15 protein-coding genes are annotated in these 17,627 nt (G+C 72.5%); 8 read left to right on the plus strand and 7 right to left on the minus strand.

What is annotated here, in order from left to right; translation table 11 throughout:
• Window positions 1-75: 75 nt before the first annotated feature.
• Together PINTE_RS03180 and PINTE_RS03185 are read left to right on the plus strand one after the other, a co-directional pair.
• Window positions 76-381 (plus strand): virulence factor, encoded by a 306-nt coding sequence (locus tag PINTE_RS03180; protein ID WP_068426113.1) that lies wholly within the window; start codon window positions 76-78, stop codon window positions 379-381.
• 179 nt (window positions 382-560) lie between these two features.
• Window positions 561-2,165: a DNA polymerase gene (locus PINTE_RS03185; RefSeq protein WP_068426116.1), complete on the plus strand. Its 1,605-nt coding sequence runs from the start codon at window positions 561-563 to the stop codon at window positions 2,163-2,165.
• A 30-nt stretch (window positions 2,166-2,195) separates the two neighbouring features.
• Here PINTE_RS03185 and PINTE_RS03190 read toward each other — a convergent pair whose 3' ends face one another.
• Window positions 2,196-3,962 carry a choline/carnitine O-acyltransferase gene (locus PINTE_RS03190; protein ID WP_068426119.1) on the minus strand — a complete coding sequence of 589 codons (1,767 nt, stop codon included), beginning with the start codon at window positions 3,960-3,962 and terminating at the stop codon, window positions 2,196-2,198.
• 100 nt (window positions 3,963-4,062) lie between these two features.
• A complete protein-coding gene (locus tag PINTE_RS03195; RefSeq protein ID WP_068426122.1) occupies window positions 4,063-4,815 on the minus strand; it encodes a hypothetical protein in 753 nt (250 codons plus the stop codon).
• Window positions 4,816-5,079: 264 nt separating this feature from the next.
• On the opposite strand from PINTE_RS03195, the gene PINTE_RS03200 reads away from it, so the two are divergent.
• Both PINTE_RS03200 and PINTE_RS03205 read left to right on the plus strand, forming a co-directional pair.
• Window positions 5,080-6,066 carry a DUF368 domain-containing protein gene (locus PINTE_RS03200; protein ID WP_068426125.1) on the plus strand — a complete coding sequence of 329 codons (987 nt, stop codon included), beginning with the start codon at window positions 5,080-5,082 and terminating at the stop codon, window positions 6,064-6,066.
• A complete protein-coding gene (locus PINTE_RS03205) occupies window positions 6,047-7,174 on the plus strand; it encodes an aminotransferase class V-fold PLP-dependent enzyme (protein WP_068426128.1) in 1,128 nt (375 codons plus the stop codon). Before PINTE_RS03200 ends, PINTE_RS03205 begins: the two co-directional genes overlap by 20 nt.
• A gap of 127 nt (window positions 7,175-7,301) precedes the next feature.
• Here the strand turns inward: PINTE_RS03205 and adhP are convergent, their stop codons facing one another.
• The 3 genes from adhP to PINTE_RS03220 form a co-directional block, all read right to left on the minus strand.
• The gene (adhP, locus tag PINTE_RS03210) at window positions 7,302-8,321 is read right to left on the minus strand and encodes an alcohol dehydrogenase AdhP (protein WP_174523983.1); all 1,020 of its coding nucleotides are present in this window, start codon (window positions 8,319-8,321) and stop codon (window positions 7,302-7,304) included.
• Between the two features lie 47 nt (window positions 8,322-8,368).
• Window positions 8,369-9,892: an acetaldehyde dehydrogenase ExaC gene (exaC, locus tag PINTE_RS03215; RefSeq protein ID WP_068426133.1), complete on the minus strand. Its 1,524-nt coding sequence runs from the start codon at window positions 9,890-9,892 to the stop codon at window positions 8,369-8,371.
• Between the two features lie 140 nt (window positions 9,893-10,032).
• Window positions 10,033-11,304 (minus strand): GAF domain-containing protein, encoded by a 1,272-nt coding sequence (locus PINTE_RS03220; RefSeq protein ID WP_068426135.1) that lies wholly within the window; start codon window positions 11,302-11,304, stop codon window positions 10,033-10,035.
• Window positions 11,305-11,475: 171 nt separating this feature from the next.
• Here PINTE_RS03220 and PINTE_RS03225 point away from each other — a divergent pair, with 171 nt between their 5' ends.
• The 3 genes from PINTE_RS03225 to PINTE_RS03235 all read left to right on the plus strand — a co-directional run bounded on the left by PINTE_RS03225 (window position 11,476) and on the right by PINTE_RS03235 (window position 14,829).
• Window positions 11,476-11,928, plus strand: coding sequence for a DUF779 domain-containing protein (locus PINTE_RS03225; RefSeq protein WP_084343172.1), 453 nt, complete (start codon window positions 11,476-11,478; stop codon window positions 11,926-11,928).
• A gap of 113 nt (window positions 11,929-12,041) precedes the next feature.
• Window positions 12,042-13,523 carry a cardiolipin synthase gene (gene cls / locus PINTE_RS03230; RefSeq protein ID WP_068426176.1) on the plus strand — a complete coding sequence of 494 codons (1,482 nt, stop codon included), beginning with the start codon at window positions 12,042-12,044 and terminating at the stop codon, window positions 13,521-13,523.
• Window positions 13,524-13,695: 172 nt separating this feature from the next.
• Window positions 13,696-14,829: a baeRF3 domain-containing protein gene (locus PINTE_RS03235; protein ID WP_068426140.1), complete on the plus strand. Its 1,134-nt coding sequence runs from the start codon at window positions 13,696-13,698 to the stop codon at window positions 14,827-14,829.
• 310 nt (window positions 14,830-15,139) lie between these two features.
• Here the strand turns inward: PINTE_RS03235 and PINTE_RS03240 are convergent, their stop codons facing one another.
• Together PINTE_RS03240 and PINTE_RS03245 are read right to left on the minus strand one after the other, a co-directional pair.
• A complete protein-coding gene (locus tag PINTE_RS03240) occupies window positions 15,140-15,796 on the minus strand; it encodes a response regulator (RefSeq protein WP_068426142.1) in 657 nt (218 codons plus the stop codon).
• Window positions 15,793-16,809, minus strand: a complete 1,017-nt coding sequence (locus PINTE_RS03245; protein ID WP_157087050.1) for a HAMP domain-containing sensor histidine kinase — start codon at window positions 16,807-16,809, stop codon at window positions 15,793-15,795. Before PINTE_RS03245 ends, PINTE_RS03240 begins: the two co-directional genes overlap by 4 nt.
• A gap of 155 nt (window positions 16,810-16,964) precedes the next feature.
• Between PINTE_RS03245 and PINTE_RS03250 the strand changes: the two genes are divergently transcribed.
• A partial coding sequence (locus PINTE_RS03250) for a universal stress protein (RefSeq protein ID WP_169798440.1) occupies window positions 16,965-17,627 on the plus strand: 663 nt, incomplete at its 3' end.

Genomic DNA, 17,627 nt, shown 5'->3' on the forward strand with positions numbered 1-17,627 from the left:
CTCTCGCCATTCCCCTAGAGGGCCATATACGAGGCGATCGCATGTCGAGGAGCGAGCCCGTGCGACGATGCGCGCATGACCGAGTACCAGATCATGTCGTGGCGCGATCTGCCGTCGCTGGTGACCGTGCGCGAGGGCGACGAGGTGATCAAGGCGCCGCTCGCGCCGCGCTTCCAGGAGGCCATCGACGAGGCGGCGATGCGCCTGGGCGAGACCGGCAGCGACGACTACCTCGCGGGCTGGTCGCGCGGGGAGTGGACGCCCGCCGAGGGCGACCCCGCGCAGGTCGCCGAGCGCGTCGGCGCCGACCTCGAATCCCGCTGGGACGAGGCCGCGCTGACCGCCTATCTCGACGCGATCGGCCCCGCCGCACAGGAGTGAACGCCGGCCCGCCCGCCGATCCACCGGTTGACCCTCCCGCCGGACAACCCGGCGACCGGCCAGCCGACCGACCCGCCGACCGATCCGGCGACCGACCTGCCGACTGGACGGCGCTCGTCGTCGATGCCCCCGGCGGCCGAACAGCCCCGCGCGCCGCCCTCCTCGGCCCAGGCCGGCGCGTGGTCCTCGACCTGCCCCGGGCCCTGGAGACGGTCCGCGCCCTCGAGCGCGAACGCCCCCGCTGGGTGTGGTGGTCGGCGGCCGAAGCCGCGGCGCCGCTCGTCGAGGCCGGGATCCGGCCGGCGCGGGCGTGGGACATCGCCGAAGCGCACAGAATTCTGTGCGGCGGATGGGAGGCGGGGCCGGGGGTCGCCTGGGCCGCCGCACACGGTCTCCCGAGCGACGGCGTGCCGGGCGCCCCGACCGGGGACCTCTTCGAGGCCGCGATCGCGCTCGAGCGGCCGCTGGCCGACGAGACGCTGGTGCGGGCCGACGGGTACCTGCGCCCCGACGCCGCGGCGGGCACCTGGCAGCGCGCCGGGACCACCGGGCAGCACTCCGACGACCGGCTGCTGGCCTGGGCCGACGCGGCCCTGGAGTGCGCCGCGGGGCAACGCGAGCGCGCGATGCGAATCGGGCCGCGGGTCGTGTCGACCGTGCATGCCGAGTCGGCCGCGGCGGTGCTGTGCGAGGAGTTGGCCCGCGACGGGCTGCCCGTCGACCGGGCCGCGCTGCTGGCCCTCGTCGAGCCGCTGTCGGGCCCCCGCGGCGAACGCGACGCGGCGGTACTGCGCCACGCGCCCGGCCGCGAACACACCGACCTGCGCAACCCCACCCAGGTGCGCGAGCTGCTGAAGGCGGTCGGCATCGACGTGCCGAGCACCCGCAAGCACGTGCTCGAGGGGTTCGCCGACGCGCACCCGATCGTGCCCGCACTGCTGCGATGGCGGCGCGAGGAGCGGATCGCCACGACGTACGGGCTGCGCTGGATCGAGGAGCACATCGGCTCCGACGACCGCCTGCGCGGCCGCTGGACCGCGTGCGACGGCGCCGGCGGCCGGATGACCGCCGAGGCGGGCCTGCACAACCTGCCCGCCGCGTTGCGCGCCGGCGTCGCGGCCCACCCCGGGCATGCGCTCGTGCGCGCCGACCTCGGTCAGATCGAGCCGCGGGTGCTCGCCGTCGTCTCCGGCGACGCGGCGTTCGCGCAGGCCACCCTGGCCGACGACCTGTACGCGCCGGTGGCCGCGCGGCTGCGGGTCGAGCGGCCGATCGCCAAGGTCGCGGTGCTCGCCGCCATGTACGGCCAGCGCAGCGGGCCCGCCGGGGAGGCGCTGCGCGGCCTGGAGCGCGCCTACCCCGTCGCGATGGCGCACCTCGACCGCGCGTACGCCGCCGGCACCCGCGGGGAGCCGGTGCGCACCTACGGCGGGCGGCTCATCCCGACCGGGCGGTTCCTGACCACCGCGCCGGTCGGCGCCGACCCGCGCCTGGACGCCGCCCGCGGCCGGTTCGCCCGCAACGCGATCATCCAGGGCGCCGCCGCGGAGCTGTTCAAGGCGTGGGCCGCGACCGTGCGCGCCACGACCGCCGACCTCGGCGCCCGGATCGTGTTGTGCCTGCACGACGAGCTGCTCGTGCACACCCCGGCCGAGCACGCCGACGAGGTCGCCCGGCGCGTCGAGACCGCCCTGGCCGACGCCGCCCGGCGGTGGAGCCCGACTCCGGTGCGCTTCGTCGCCGACACCTCCGTCGTGCAGCGCTGGTCGGAGGCGAAGGGGTGAGTCGGTCGAGGCGACGCGCTCGCACGCCCGTCACAGGGCGGCGAACAGCTCCTGCATCGCGGCGGCGCCGGCGCGCAGGTTCGCGACGAAGGCCTCGTACGACTCGGTGTCGCCGGCGCGGTGGCTGACGAGAAACTCGTACCCGCCGGGCACGAGCGAGTAGTAGATGCCGATGCCGCCGGGACTGGTCGGGGCGAACGCGACCCAGGAGATCTGCGACTGATCGCCCAGCGACGTCGTCGACAGAAAGTCCGTGCCGAGCGTCGTCAGGGTGGGGTCGTCGAACAGCGCGGGCTGCCGACCGAGACGGCCCGCCGCCAGCCGGAGCCCGAGCAGGTGCCGATCGATCCCCTGCCCGGTCTTGCAGTCCTGCACCCAGCGCTTGTGCGCGGCCAACGCGGCGTCCACGAGCGCGGCCTTGTCCGTCTCATCCGCAGAGCCCGACGACGCGGAGCCGGGCAGCAGTGCGGAGACGAGCGCCACCGCCTCCGGGGTGATGGCGCGCAGGCACTCGGTGCGCCCGGCCTGCATGTGCCGCATGTCGACCGACTCGTACGTGCTGCGGATCCGGCCGTACGTGGCGAGCTGGGCGTACAGGAAGAGCCACTGCTGCACGGCGTCGTCGCTGACGCGGAACGACAGGTGATCGGTGCGCGGGGCGTCGACGCGCACGAGCTCGAGGCGGTGGTCCGCCGCCGCCCGCGCGTACCGGGCCGCCTCGAGCGCGAGACGGTCACGCTGCTGCGCGGTCAGCCGCCAGGTCAGCGGCTCGACCCTCGGAGAACCCGCGCCCGGATCGATCGGATCGATCGCGCCGTCCGGCACCTGCTGGGCCGCCTCGACGACGGCCTTGAGCGTGCCGCCGTCGATCGCGGTGTGCTCCATGTGCGTCGCGGCGAACCCGTCGGCCAGCCCGAGTTGGTACGTGAACGTCTTGTAGGCCCAGGCCTGCCCGGGCTCGAACGCGCCGCGTCGGAGCTGCTCGACGGGCGCGTCGCCACCCTCGTCGAGGCGCACGAGAAACAGCGCCTGCGTGAGGCGTTCGTACGTCGCGGCGTTGCCCGGGTCGGTGAGCAGCTCCGCCAGCAGCGGCGCCGCGACCTCGCTGCCGAGGCTGGAGACGGTCGTGAACCCCGGCTCCACGAGCTCGGCCGACGGCGCCTCGCGCAGGGCGGCCGCGAGCAACGCGCGCACCTGCGCCCGCGACAACGGCCGGCCGGCGTCGTCGCTGATCGGAGCCGCGACATAGCGATCCTCGACGAGCACGCCGATCTCGCGCGCGACGGGCGACGGGTCGCCCGGGCGCATCTCGTCGACGCCGTCGGCCCGCGGGTGTCGCAGTCCGCCGGCGAGCACCTCCCGCTGAGTCGCGCAGACCGGCTCCCCGCGCGGCGTCGTCTCGGCGGGAAGCTCACCGCGCAGGTACGCCAGGTGCACCGACGCGAGGCGGTACACGGCGTCGGCGGCCCAGTCGAGACCGCCGTCTCGACCCGCGGGATGGGCGTCGCGGTCACCGAGGCGCATCCGCAGGGTCGCGCTCGTCGTCAGGGCGACCGGGGTGCGCACCGTGAGATAGCCCGCGAGCCACGCCTCGCTGAGCCAGCTGCGGCCAGCGCCGTTCTCCTGCGCGGCGAAGGCCTCGAGTTCGGCCTGGCAGGCCGGCCCGTCGGAGGCGACGAAGTCCGCCACGAGCGAGGTGGTGCGGGCGAAGGCGTCGTCGTCGTCGACGAGCGGCCGCACGGCCCGCAGGTAGGTCTTCGCGGTGTGCTCGAGCGGAGGAACAGGTAGGTGCTGCACGTGAACCGCCTTCCGAGCTGGCGCCTCGGGCCCGCCGCCCGGCGCTCGCGAGCACAGCCTGCCAGGTACCGGTGGGCGTATCCGGCGAAACGCCGCGGGGTCAGCGGCGGCCCTCGCCCGCCAGCGGGTCCTGGGTGTAGTCGGAGTGGCCCTCGTCGTGCAGCGTGGTCAGCTGCGGTGTGCCCTCGAACTGTTCGGCGACGCGGGTGGCCACCGAGTAGATGAACTCGTGCACCTGCCGGGGGGTGGTCCGCGAGGAGAACTCGAAGTCGCTGAACACCGGCTCGAACTGCGCGACTCCCTCGCGGGTCGTCGTCATCTGACCCGTCTCCTCGTCGATCGCGAGGAACGTCAGCGTGCCGTCGGGGCGCGAGTAGGCGATCGCCGTGCAGTACTCGAAGTGACCCGTGTACCCCAACTCGAGGGCGGCAGCGATCGACAGCGTCACGGTGTCGGCGATCATCGACTCCACGTCGGACAGCGTCACCGCGCCCGGCATCGTCGAGCCGTCGTCGAGGATGTCGCTGCGGGTGAGGCCGAGGGCGACGACACCGGCTCCGCCCAGACCGATCTGCAGCTCGAGGTGCGGCGCGGCGTCGCTGACGATCCGCACGAGGCGGTAGTCCTCGCCGACCTCCTGGACGTAGGTCTCGGGCACGTAGACGACCGGGCCGCTGGGGAATTCGGTCGTCGTCATAGCGGTATTCAGCGCGGACTTGAAGGTCTCCTCGCTGAACTCCTCGGAGAAGGGGGTGCCCATGAGATGGCCGACCCCGACGATCCACGGGCGGCGGTCGTGGTCGAGCCGGGCGCTCGACATGCTCAGGGCGAGCTCGAGGAACTCCTCGGTCATCGGTCCTCATCGCTGCTGGTACGGTTTTTCGTTCGCGTCACGGTAACCCATCGACACGCAACCGGGAATCCAAAAGCGTTCGGGTTCACGCGATGCCGACAAGCGGGCCGCGTCAACATCGCCGGATTCCGTTGTTGCCGCTGGCTAATCGCCCCGGAGCCGACCTCACCGCCGATGTCCGCCGTGACCGAACAAACACAGGCAGAGAGACACAAGCAAAGGAAAACACAGGTTCCGTCCAGGTTGCACACCTAGCCTGGCCAGGTGCCTGACCTGACCGACTCGTCGACACCGTCCACCACGCCCACCCGCACGAAGGGACGCAGCGTGCGGGTCGCGCTACCCCAACTCGCGCGCGGCGCGGTCATGGGCGCCGCCGACATCGTGCCCGGGGTCTCCGGCGGCACCGTCGCGCTCGTGCTCGGCATCTACCGCCAGCTCATCGAGGCGCTGCACTCGTGCGTCGCGGTCGTCCTCAAGCTGCTGCGCGGCGACATCCCCGGCACCCGCCGCGCCGTCTCCCGCGTGCCGTGGCTGTGGCTCGGCGCCCTCGGCGTCGGCATCCTCACGATGATCATGATCGCGTCGGGCCCGCTGAGCAGCGCCCTGGCGACCCACCCGGTCGAGCTCGCCGGCCTCTTCTGCGGGCTCATCGCCGGCGCCGTCGTGTTGTGTTGGCGCCAGCTCGACATGCCCGCCCCGGTGCACTTCGTCGCGGGTGCCGTCATGGCGGTGCTGACGTTCGTGCTCCTCGGTCTGAGCCCGGCGAGTGGCGGCGGCTCGGCGATCACCGCCCCGTGGTGGGCGTTCTTCCTCGGCGGCGGCATCGCGATCTGCGCGATGATCCTGCCCGGCATCAGCGGCTCGTTCCTGCTCGTGCTCATGGGGCTGTACGCGCAGGTGCTCGGGGCCGTCGCGGAACGCAACTTCCTCGTGCTGGGCATCTTCGCCCTCGGCTGCGCGACCGGCCTCGCGCTCGCCTCCAGTGCCCTGCGCTGGCTGCTGCACCACCACCACGATCTCGTCATCGCCTCGATGGTCGGCCTCATGGTCGGCTCGATCCGCATCCTGTGGCCGTGGCCGAACGGCCTCGACAGCACCGCGATGCAGCTACCCACCGGCGGGGAGTGGCTGGTGCCGACCCTGCTGGGCGCGCTCGGCGTCGTCATCGTCATCGGAATGGAGGCGGTGGCCAACCGTCTGCGCACCGAGCGTTCTACGGTGGGTCAGCATGGAGCTTCCTCGCGCTGACATCGACCCCGACGGCCTGCTGGAGTACTCGGTCGTCTTCACCGACCGCTCGCTGAACCACATGTCGGCACGCTTCACGCGTGTCATGCAGGACGCGATCGACATCCTCAAGGAGACCTACGGGGCGCACACCGTCGCGATCGTGCCCGGCGGCGGCTCCTACGCGATGGAGGCGGTGGCTCGCCAGTTCGCCACCGGCGCGCGCTGTCTGGTCGTGCGCAACGGGTTCTTCTCGTACCGGTGGAGCCAGATCTTCGACGCCGGCTCCATCCCCGGCAAGGTGACCGTGCTCACCGCGCGCCCCGTCGGCGACGCGCACCCGGCGGGCTGGACACCGCCTCCCATCGAGGAGGTCGTCGACACGATCCGCACCGAACGCCCGGAGATGGTCTTCGCGGCCCACGTCGAGACCGCCTCCGGGATCCTGCTGCCGGACGACTACGTGCGGGCGCTCGGGCAGGCCACCCGCGAGGTCGGCGGCCTGTTCGTGCTCGACTGCATCGCGTCCGGCGGGGTGTGGGCCGACATGCGGGAGCTGGGCGTCGACCTGCTGATCAGCGCCCCGCAGAAGGGCTGGAGCGGGTCGCCCTGCGCGGGCTTCGTCATGTTCGGCGAGCGCGCCCGCGCGCAGATCGAGCAGACGACCTCGACGAGCTTCGCCGCCGACCTGCGCAAGTGGCTCGCCATCACCGAGGGCTACGTCGAGGGCGTCACCGGCTACCACGCGACGATGCCGACCGACGCCCTCGCGCGCGACGTCGAGTACATGAAGGAGACGCGCGATCGCGGCCTGGAGACGGTGCGCGCCGCCCAGTTCGACCTCGGCGGCAAGGTGCGGGCGCTGCTGGCCGAACGCGGTTTCGTCTCGGTCGCGGCCCCCGGCTTCGAGGCGCCCGGCGTCGTCGTCGTGCACACCGACGACCCCGGCCTGAAGAGCGGGGCGAAGTTCAAGGAGGTCGGCGTGCAGGCCGCGGCGGGCGTGCCGCTCATGTGCGGCGAGCCGGCCGACTTCTCGACCTTCCGCCTCGGGCTCTTCGGCCTCGACAAGCTCGCCGACGTCGACGGCACCGTCTCCCGCCTCGCCGCCGCGCTCGACCGCCTCCCCTGAGCGACCCGGCTCCGCTCACAACCGGCCGGCTCACACTCGGCCGAAGGCTGCCCTTTCGGTCGGGGGCTAGGGCTGTAGCCGGAGCCCTCGGCCGATCCGGCAGCCTTCGGCCGAGTGAGGGGCGGGGTCAGTAGCGGATGACGACGCGGCCGTCGATCTTGCCCTGCTGCATCTCCTCGAAGACGGCGTTGATGTCGTCGAGTTCACGCACAGCGCACTTGGGCTTGACGAGGCCGCGGGCGTAGAAGTCGAGGGCCTCGATCATGTCCTGGCGGGTGCCGACGATCGAGCCGCGGATCGTCAGGCCCTTGAGCACGACGTCGAAGATCGGCGCCGGAAAGTCGCCCGGAGGCAGCCCTATGAACACGATCGTGCCGCCGCGCCGGGCCATGCCGATCGCCTGCCCGAACGCCGCCGGGTGCACCGCGGTGACGAGCACGCCGTGCGCGCCGCCCGTGGCCTCCTGGATCGCCTCGACCGGATCGGTCTCACGGGCGTTGACCAGCACCTCCGCGCCGTAGCTCTGCGCGAGCGCCAGCTTGTCGTCGGCGACGTCGACGGCCGCGACGCGCATGCCCATCGCCACCGCGTACTGCACGGCCACGTGGCCGAGGCCGCCGATACCGGAGATGACCATCCACTGGCCGGGCCGCACCTGCGAGACCTTGAGCCCCTTGTAGACGGTCACCCCGGCGCACAGCACCGGCGCCACCTCGACCGGGTCGGCGCCCTGCGGGATGCGGGCGGCGAAGCGCTCGTCGACGAGCATGCACTGCCCGAAGCTGCCGTCGACGACGTAACCGCCGTTCTGCTGCTCCTCGCACAGGGTCTCCCAGCCGGTGCGGCAGTACTCGCACACACCGCAGGCCGACCACAGCCACGCGTTACCGACGAGGTCGCCCTCGCTCAGCGTGGTGACGCCCTCGCCGAGGGCGACGACCTCACCGACTCCCTCGTGGCCGGGGATGAACGGCGGGCTCGGCTTGACCGGCCAGTCTCCGTGGGCGGCATGCAGATCGGTGTGGCAGACGCCGGAGGTGACGAGCTTGACGAGGGCCTGGCCGGGGCCCGGCTCCGGGGCGGGGAGCTCGTCGACCTGCAGCGGGGTGCCGAATTCGTGAACCACGGCTGCGCGCATCGTTGTCATGGTGTGAACTTTCACGTCGTCGTTGTCGTGTTGGGGTCGGGGGCGATCTAGAAGAAGCCGAGCTTGTCGGTTGAGTAGCTGACCAGCAGGTTCTTGGTCTGCTGGTAGTGGTCGAGCATCATCTTGTGGTTCTCGCGGCCGATGCCCGACTGCTTGTAGCCGCCGAACGCGGCGTGCGCGGGGTAGTGGTGGTAGCAGTTGGTCCACACCCGGCCGGCCTGGATGCCCCGGCCCATGCGGTAGGCGGTGTGGGTCGATCGGGTCCACACCCCGGCTCCGAGGCCGTAGAGGGTGTCGTTGGCGATCTTCAGGGCGTCGGCTTCGTCGTCGAAGCTGGTCAGCGACACGACGGGCCCGAAGATCTCCTCCTGGAAGATGCGCATCGAGTTGTGGCCCTCGAAGACGGTCGGCTGGATGTAGTAGCCGCCGGACAGGTCGCCGGACAGCTGCGCCTTCTCGCCGCCGGTGAGCACCTTGGCGCCCTCCTGCTTGCCGATGTCGATGTAGGACAGGATCTTTTCGAACTGGTCGTTGCTGGCCTGGGCGCCCATCATCGTGTCGGTGTCCAGCGGGTCGCCCTGCACGACGGCCTCGACGCGGGAGATCGCCGCGGGCACGAAGTCGGCGTACATCGAGTTCTGCACGACCGCGCGCGACGGGCAGGTGCACACCTCGCCCTGGTTGAGCGCGAACATCGCGAAGCCCTCGAGGGCCTTGTCGTAGAACGCGTCGTGGGCGTCGGCGACGTCGCCGAAGAAGACGTTCGGGCTCTTGCCGCCGAGCTCCAGGGTGACCGGGATGATGTTCTCGGCCGCGTACTGCATGATGAGCCGGCCCGTGGTGGTCTCGCCGGTGAACGCGATCTTCGCGATGCGCGGGTTCGACGCCAGCGGCTTGCCGGCCTCGACGCCGAAGCCGTTGACGATGCTGACCACGCCGGGCGGCAGCAGGTCGCCGATGATCTCGATGAGCTTGAGGATCGACCACGGAGTCTGCTCGGCCGGCTTGAGGACCACCGCGTTGCCGGCCGCGAGAGCCGGGGCAAGCTTCCACACGCCCATGAGGATCGGGAAGTTCCACGGGATGATCTGGCCGACGACACCCAGCGGCTCGTGAAAGTGGTAGGCCACGGTCTGCTCGTCGATCTGGGAGATGCCACCCTCCTGGGCCCGCAGGCACCCGGCGAAGTAGCGGAAGTGGTCGATGGCCAGCGGAATGTCGGCGTTCAGGCATTCGCGGATCGCCTTGCCGTTGTCCCACGTCTCGCAGACGGCGATGTCCTCCAGGTGCGCCTCCATGCGGTCGGCGATCTTCAGCAGGATGTTCGCGCGCTCGGTCGGGGAGGTCTGGCCCCAGGCGGGGGCGGCCTCGTGGGCGGCGTCGAGGGCCTTCTCGATGTCCTCGGCGGTGCCGCGGGCGATCTGGGTGAACGCCTGGCCGATGATCGGGGTGATGTTCTCGAAGTACTGGCCCTTGACGGGCTCGGCCCATTCGCCGCCGATGTAGTGGCCGTAGCGCTCCTTGACCTCGATGCCGGAGTCGGACGATCCGGGTCGGGCGTAGACGGTCATGGCACTCTCCTCGTCGCTGAGTCGATGCCGCCGGGCGATCCGGCGATGCGATGACGCTAGGGAGAGCAAGGTTGCACCGACGTTGCATGGCGGCCAGTCGGCTTCACGCTGTGCGGTCAGGCCCGTTCGACGCTTCGCGGTCAGGCCAGTTCGGTGTCGAGCCACTCGAGGTGGCGCACGATGCGGTCGCGGCGCGGGGAGCGCGGGGGCAGCCGGCGCAGGGTGGCCATCCACGCCTCGGCGTCGGTGTCGGCCTCCGGCAGCTGCAGGAAGTGCAGCAGCGCGTCGGTCGACCCCGAGCCGAGCACCGCGTCGCGCACCGCCCCGGACACCTCCGCGCGCAACCGCCGGATGCCCGGGGCGTCTGACAGCGGCAACACCTCACCCGGATACGCCTCCAGCGCTGCACGGTGCCAGCCCCGCGCGGTGTGCTCGAGCACGGCATCGGCGTCCAGCGCCAACGGGCCCGGGAGCCGGTACGGCCGCGACTGCGGCACCAGCCCCGGCGCCACCGTCTCGAGCCGGCGGCGCAGCCGCACCATCTCGGCCCGCAGCGTGGTGACGCTCGCCTCCGGGTTGACCAGGGCGGACAGCTCGTCCAGGCGCAGCCCGTCGGGGCGTCGGGCGAGCACCGCGAGGATCTCGGTGTGGCGCAGCGACAGCATGGTGGCGGTGCCGCCGGCCACGAGCAGCCCCGAGTCGCGGCCGAGCACCCGAAGCTGCGGCCGGGAGGCGGTCGCGCTCCCCGGGCTCGCGGCGGCCCCGGCGATCGCCGACAGCGAGCCGGCGGTCGGCAGCGTCCCGCGCAGCCGCTGCAGGGCGATCTCGGATTGCGCCGCTGCGACCGCCGCCGACACCAGCGCGAGGGCGTGCGGCGCCACGGCCTGCGCCCCGCCGGTCATGTCGACGACGCCGAGCACGTCGCCGGTGTCGGGGTCGCGGATCGGCACCGCCGTGCAGTGCCAGCCGCGCACCTGGGGGCTGAAGTGCTCCGAACCGGCGACCTGCACGCCGCGGCGCAGCACGAGCGAGGTGCCGGGGGCCGCGGTGCCGACGACCGATTCGGACCAGTCGGCGCCCGGCGCGAACGCGATGCGCTCCGCGCGGCGGCGAGCGCCCGACTCCCCCTCGACCCACAGCAGGCGACCGCGGGCGTCGCCGACGGCGACGATGATGCCGCTGTCGGTGCACGGTTCGACGAGCAGCCGGCGCACCACCGGCATCACCCCGGCCAGCGGGTGCGCGTCGCGGTAGGCCGACAGGTCGGTGGCGTCGAGCACGAATTCCGCCGCTGCGGCATCGGGCTCGCGCAACCGGGCCAGCGAACGATGCCACGATTCGCGCACGACATCGCCGGCGCGGGCCACCTCGATCAGGTGGTCGCCGGGGTCGTCGCGACCGGGGACGTCCATGTCGAGCCTTCGCTGCCGGGGGCCGGCGCCGCCGCCTGTCGCCGCCTGCCGGCGCCGGCAGGGTGCGGTTCGAGCGGCGGGCCTACCCCGATCGTGTCGTCACACGTAGTCTCGTGGGGCATCGCGCCGTGTCAACCATTGACCGCGAACGTCGCCCGAGGAGGACAGCCGATGCCCGAGGACACGACCCACCGCAGCGCCGCGCAGTCGCTGGCCGCGGTGACCCCCGCCATCGAGGTCGACGCCCCGGCCGCCGCGCGGGTCGCCGCGACCCCGGAGGCGGTCGAGTTGCTGCGCGAACTCACCGAGCAGCACGGTCCGTTGATGTTTCACCAGTCCGGCGGCTGCTGCGACGGCAGCGCCCCGATGTGCTACCCCGACGGCGAGTTTCGCACCGGCTCCAGCGATGTGCACCTGGCCGACCTGCCGATCGGGCTGGAGCGCCCGGTACCGGTGTGGATGTCGCGTTCGCAACACGAGCGCTGGGCCCACACGCACCTCACGATCGACGTCGTGCCCGGCCGCGGCAGCGGGTTCTCCCTCGAGGCTCCCACCGGGCGGCGGTTTCTCATCCGCTCGCGCCTGTTCAGCGACGCCGAGACCGCTGCCCTCGCACGGCCCTGAACGAGCCTGAGAGCTGCTGGAGGAACCGATCCACCACAGCCTTGCGGGCGGATCGGCCCCGCGACGAGACCGCCACGACGAGCACGAGCCCACAGGAGGCCGAGGTGGACGGCATGGCGGGTGTGGACGGCGTCGACCTCGCGGCCCTGATCGAAACCGTCATCATCGTCGGCGATTTCGTCATCAAGGCCGTCGCCGTCGGGGTCGTTCCCGAGAACCGCCGTCCCTCGTCGTCGTCGGCGTGGCTGCTGCTCATCTTGTTCCTGCCGATCGTCGGATTGCCGCTGTTCCTGCTGCTCGGCAGCAGCCGGGTCAACGCGCGCCGGCACCGCATCCAGGCCGAGGCCAACCGGGAGCTAGACGACGGCCTGGCGCACCTGCCGACCGTACCGCCGGAGGCGGATCTGCCCGCGAGCCTCGTCTCGATCATGACCCTCAACCGGCAGCTCACGTCGCTGCCGTGCGTGCCCGGCTCCGTCGAGGAGGTGCTCACCGACTACCGCCCGATGATGGCCGACATCGCGGCGGCCGTCGACGGCGCGAACCGCTACGTGCACGTCGAGATGTACATCGCCGCCTGGGACGAGGTCAGCGAGGTCGTCTTCGCCGCGCTGGCCCGCGCCCACCAGCGCGGGGTCGAGGTGCGGCTGCTCGTCGACCACCTGGGCTCGCGGCGCTACCGCGGGTTCGGGCGCATGCGCCGGCGCCTAGACGACATGGGCCTGGACTGGCACCTCATGCTGCCGATCGACCCGCTGCGGCGGCGCTGGCGGCGGCTCGACCTGCGCAACCACCGCAAGATCATCGTCATCGACGGCCGCACCGCCTACCTCGGCTCGCTCAACCTCATCGGCCCGCACTACCGCAGCGCCCGCAACGCCCGCATCGGCCGGGAGTGGCGCGAGACCGCCGTGCGTCTGTCCGGCCCGATCGTCGGGCCCGTGGAGTCGGTGTTCGCGGTCGACTGGTACACCGAGTCCGGCGAAGAGCTGCCCGCCGAGCGGTATTTCGAGACCTTCGAGCCGCAGCCGATCGGCGGATCCTGCAACGCGCTGCAGGTCGTGCCCTCCGGTCCCGGCTACCCGACCCAACCGAACCTGCGGCTGTTCACCTCGCTCATCCACCACGCCCAACGCGAACTGCTCATCGTCAGCCCGTACTTCGTGCCCGACGAGGCGATCCTGGAGGCGGTGACGACCGCCGCCCATCGCGACGTGCGGGTCGAGCTGTTCGTCGGTGAGAAGGCCGACCAGTTCATGGTGCAGTACGCCCAATCCTCCTACTACCGCGTGCTGCTCGAGGCCGGGGTGCGCATCCACCGCTACCCCGCGCCGTACGTGCTGCACTCCAAGTTCCTCACCCTCGACGACGAGGTGGCCGTCATCGGCTCGAGCAACATGGATCTGCGCTCGTTCAACCTCAACTACGAGATCAGCCTCATGGGAGCCGGTGGCGACCTGCCGCGCCGGCTGCGCGAGGTGGCCGCCGCGTACCGGGAGGCCAGCAGCGAGCTGAGTCTGGCCGAGTGGGAGGCCCGGCCGCTCTACGTGCGCTACCTGGAGAACGTGCTGCGGCTGACCTCCGCGCTGCAGTGACCGGTTCCCGGCCCGGCCCGCTCCGGTTCGGCGTCGGCCGGCTCCGAAGTCGTTGTCACGCAGGCGATTGGGGTGCTCCTGCGGCGGCGTGGGAGCCTGCCCCGATGCGCGCCCGGCGCCCGCCCGCGGACCATGGAATCAGAGATTCGCACCCGTCCGATCAAGGAGGACCATGACCGACACGGCCCAGTTCCAGGACATCGTCGACCACGTCACGCCCGACACCCTGCGCGCGCTGGCCGAACTGCCCGCCCCGGTCGTGTCGTTCTACGTGCCCACCGCCCGGCACCGGCCCGAGTCCGAACGCGCGGCGCTGGAGCTGCGGGCGCTGCTGGAACCGGCGGCCGACGAGCTCGTCGCCGCGGGGGGCTCGGCGGAGCAGGCGCAGGAGCTCCTCGCGCCGGTGCGCGCGCTGCAGGAGGACCCGCTGATCTGGGACGAGCAGGCCGAGGGTCTCGCGATCTTCGCCTCACCGGCGGGCCTGCGCACCTTCCGACTCGCGCGGTCGGTGGGGCCGGCGCGCGTCACCGGCTCGGTGGCGCATCTGATTCCGCTCGTGCCGATCGCCGCCGGGGACGACCGGTTCGTCGTGCTCGCCCTGAGCCAGAAGCAGGTGCGGCTCTTCGACGCCACCCCGCATTCGATCACGCCGATGCCGTTGGGTGACACACCCGCCGACATCGACGACATGGATCGCCGCAACGTGCGCCAATCGCAGCTGCAGCACCAGCACCAGCCGCGCCCCGGCGCCGGCGGGCAGACCGCGGGGCACCACGGCCACGGCGCCGACGTCTCGTCGGTGCAACTGGAGAAGTTCGTCCGCGAGGTCGCGGCCGGCGCGCGCGAGGCGATCGGGCGGCACGCCGCGCCGCCGCTCGTGCTCGCCGCCGTCGAGGAGTACCTGCCCCGGCTGACGGAGACGGGTCTGCTGCCGACCCTGCTCGACGACGTCGTCGCCGGCAACCCCGACGCCACCGCGCCCGCCGAGCTGCTCGAGCGCAGCCGCGCGATCGCGGTCGCCCGCCTCGACGCCGCGACCGCCGAGCGCCGGGAGCGGGCCGAGGAGTTGGTCGGCACCGGTCGCGCAACAGTCGACCCCGGCTCCGTGCTGACCGCGGCGCAGGAGGGGCGCGTCGGTGAGCTGCTCATCGACCCCGACGCCGAGGGCATCGCCGGGCACGACGCCGCCGCCGACGCCACGTCGCTCGACGAGGCGGTCGTCGCCGCGCTGCTCACCGGCGCCGAGCTGCACCACGTCACCGGCCTGCCCGACTCCGCCCGTTCCGCCGCGCTCCTGCGCTACTGACGCCCGCGGGCCGCTGCAGCCGCGCCCGCGCCCCAGAAGCGGACCCCCTGGAACGCAGTCGCTCCAGCGGCGCTGCCCCCAGCAGCACCGCCCCAGCAGCACCGCGCCTCACCGCGGAGCGGCTCCCTGAACCGCACGTGAGCCTGTGCCATCGCGCTGGACCGCCAGGCTGCCGCTGAGCCGTCTCCGCGGAGTCGGTTCGGCGGCAGTCCGGTGGTCTCGTTCCGGCTGCCGAGACCGCCATCCCGAGGGACGGGCTGGGTATCCGCCACAGTCCTCGCCGCACCTGACGGAGGGGGACTCGGGTGCGTCAGGGCTCGATGAGACCGGCGCGGATGGCGTACTTGGTGAGCTCGAGGCGGTCCTTGAGACCCAGCTTGGTGAGGATGTTCGCGCGGTGGCGCTCGACGGTCTTGGGGCTGATGAACAGCATCTGCGCGATGTCGCGGCCGGAGTGGCCTTCGGCGATGAGCTTGAGCACCTCCTCCTCGCGGGACGAGAGCACCGTCGAGTCGTCCTCGGGTCCGCCTCGGCGCGAGAGGTATTCGCGGATGATCGTGCTCAGCGCCCCCGGGTAGAGGAAGGGTTCGCCGCGCAGCGCGGCCCGGCACGCGTGGATGAGGTCGCGGTCGGCCACCGACTTGTGCACGTAACCGGCCGCGCCCACCTTCAGCGCCTCGAACAGGTACTGCTCGTTGTCGTGCATCGACAGCAGCAGCACCGCGACGCCGAGCTTGCGGCGGCCGATCTCGCGCGCGGCCTGCAGCCCGGTCATCCGCGGCATCGACACGTCGAGGATCGCCAGGTCGACGCCGCCCTGCACGAGCCGGTCGACGGCCTCCGCGCCGTCGGAGACCTCGCCGACCACCGTGAAGTCGGGTTGGGATTCCAGGATGAGCCGCACCCCCTGACGCACCAGCGCGTGGTCGTCGGCCAGCAGGATCCGGGCCGGGGTGGGCTGGTTCATGAGGCGCTCTCCTCTCGATCGCCGGTGGTCACCGGAACGCAGAATCTCACGAGCGTGCCAGGCCGCTGGTCATCCGCCCTGGCGGGACCGATCGACAGCTGCCCACCGACGAGGGCGGCGCGCTCGGTCATTCCGGTGCGGCCGGTGCCCGCAGGGCCGTGCACGCCGACTCCGTCGTCACTCACCTCGACCACGAGTTGCACACCCCCGGAGGCTGATTCGATCGGCTCGGAGCGCAGCGTGACGCGCACGGAGCCGGCCTGCGCGTGCCGCAGCACGTTCGTCAGCGCCTCCTGCGCGATGCGGTAGGCGACGAGCTCCTGGTCGGGCGTGGCGCCGGTGACCTCGGTGATGTCGCGGCGCACCTCCAGCGTGCCCTCGCGGGCCGCCTCGGTGGCCAGCGAGGTCAAGGCCGGGGCCAGCCCGAGGTCTTCGAGCACCCCGGGGCGCAGCTGCGCCGCGACCGTGCGCACCTCCTGCAAAGCGGTGCGCACCGCCTCCTGGGCCCCCTCGAAATCCTCCTGCAGCTCGCCCGGCACGCTGTGCACGACGCGGCCAAGGCGCAGCAGCGCGACGGTCAGCGTCTGCCCGACCTGGTCGTGCAGCTCCCGACTCACCCGCTGCCGCTCCCGCTCCTGGGCGGTCAGCGCCAGGCCGGCGGCGCGGGTCTCCTCCGCGGCGAGACGGTCGAGGAGCCCGTTGTAGGCGAGCGCGACCTGCCCGACCTCGTCGTCGCGGCGTACCCGCGCCCGCCCCGGCGCGCTGACGCCCTCGCGCTGCTCCATGACGACCCGCAGCTCGCGCAGCGGGGCCAGCGTCTTGCGCAGCACGAGGGCCGAGACCACCAGCGTCACCAGCAGCAGCGCGGTCAGCTCGACGAGCTCGGCGGTGCTGATGGGGTGGGAGACCGAGGCCGGCGACAGCGCGAGCAGGGCCACGAAGCCGATGAACAACGCCGCGATCGGCAGGAACAGCTGCACGAACATCGTCACCCGCGCACTACCTCCGTACATGCCAGACTCCGCCCAGATGAGGGTCGCCACCACTGTGCCCCATCCGGGCCGCTGTGCACGATGGATCGCGAACGGACTTGTGGTCCACACCGCATCGGACCGACGGGGCGATCGAGCAGTACCCCGTGTCGGCCCACTCTGCACAAGGAGCCATCGTGATCGGCGCACCGATCGTGGTCGGGGTCGACGGGTCGTCGGCAGCGACCGATGCCGCGCGCTGGGCCGCCATGTGGGCGCAGCGCGCCGGCCGCCCCCTGCGGCTGTTGTCGGCCTCCGCGAGCCGCGAACGACGCGGGCTCACCTCGCTGTTCGTGCGGGAGACGGCGGCCGTGCTGGAGCGCCACCCCGACCTCAGCGTCGACTGCGTGCACGAGTGCGCCGACGCCTCCGCGGCCCTCATCGAGGCGAGTCGCTCGGCGGAGGCGGTCGTCGTGGGTTCGCGCGGCGCCGGCGGCTGGGAGGCCAGCCGCATCGGCGGAGTGGCCCGCGACGTCAGCGCCTACGCGCGGTGCGTCGTGGCGATCGTGCCGCCCGGCGAGTCGTTTCCGCCCCAGGGACCGGTCGTCGTCGGTGTCGACGGCTCCCCGGAGTCGGAGGAGGCGGCCGAGTTCGCCGCCCGGCAGGCGTGCGCCTGGCGCCGCGACCTGCTCGTCGTCACCGCCTACCCGGCGGACGGGCACCTCGCGTCGAGCGCGGCGAGCGGGCAGAGCGTGGCGACCGGGACAACCACCCAGACGGTCCGCACGGCCGTGACACCCGGGGCGGCCGGAGCGACCGGGGCGACCGGGGCGACCGGGCACGCCCGCCGACGAGCGGGA

The sequence above is a fragment of the Piscicoccus intestinalis NBRC 104926 genome, assembly GCF_001515525.1.
Taxonomy (GTDB): Bacteria; Actinomycetota; Actinomycetes; order Actinomycetales; family Dermatophilaceae; genus Kineosphaera; species Kineosphaera intestinalis.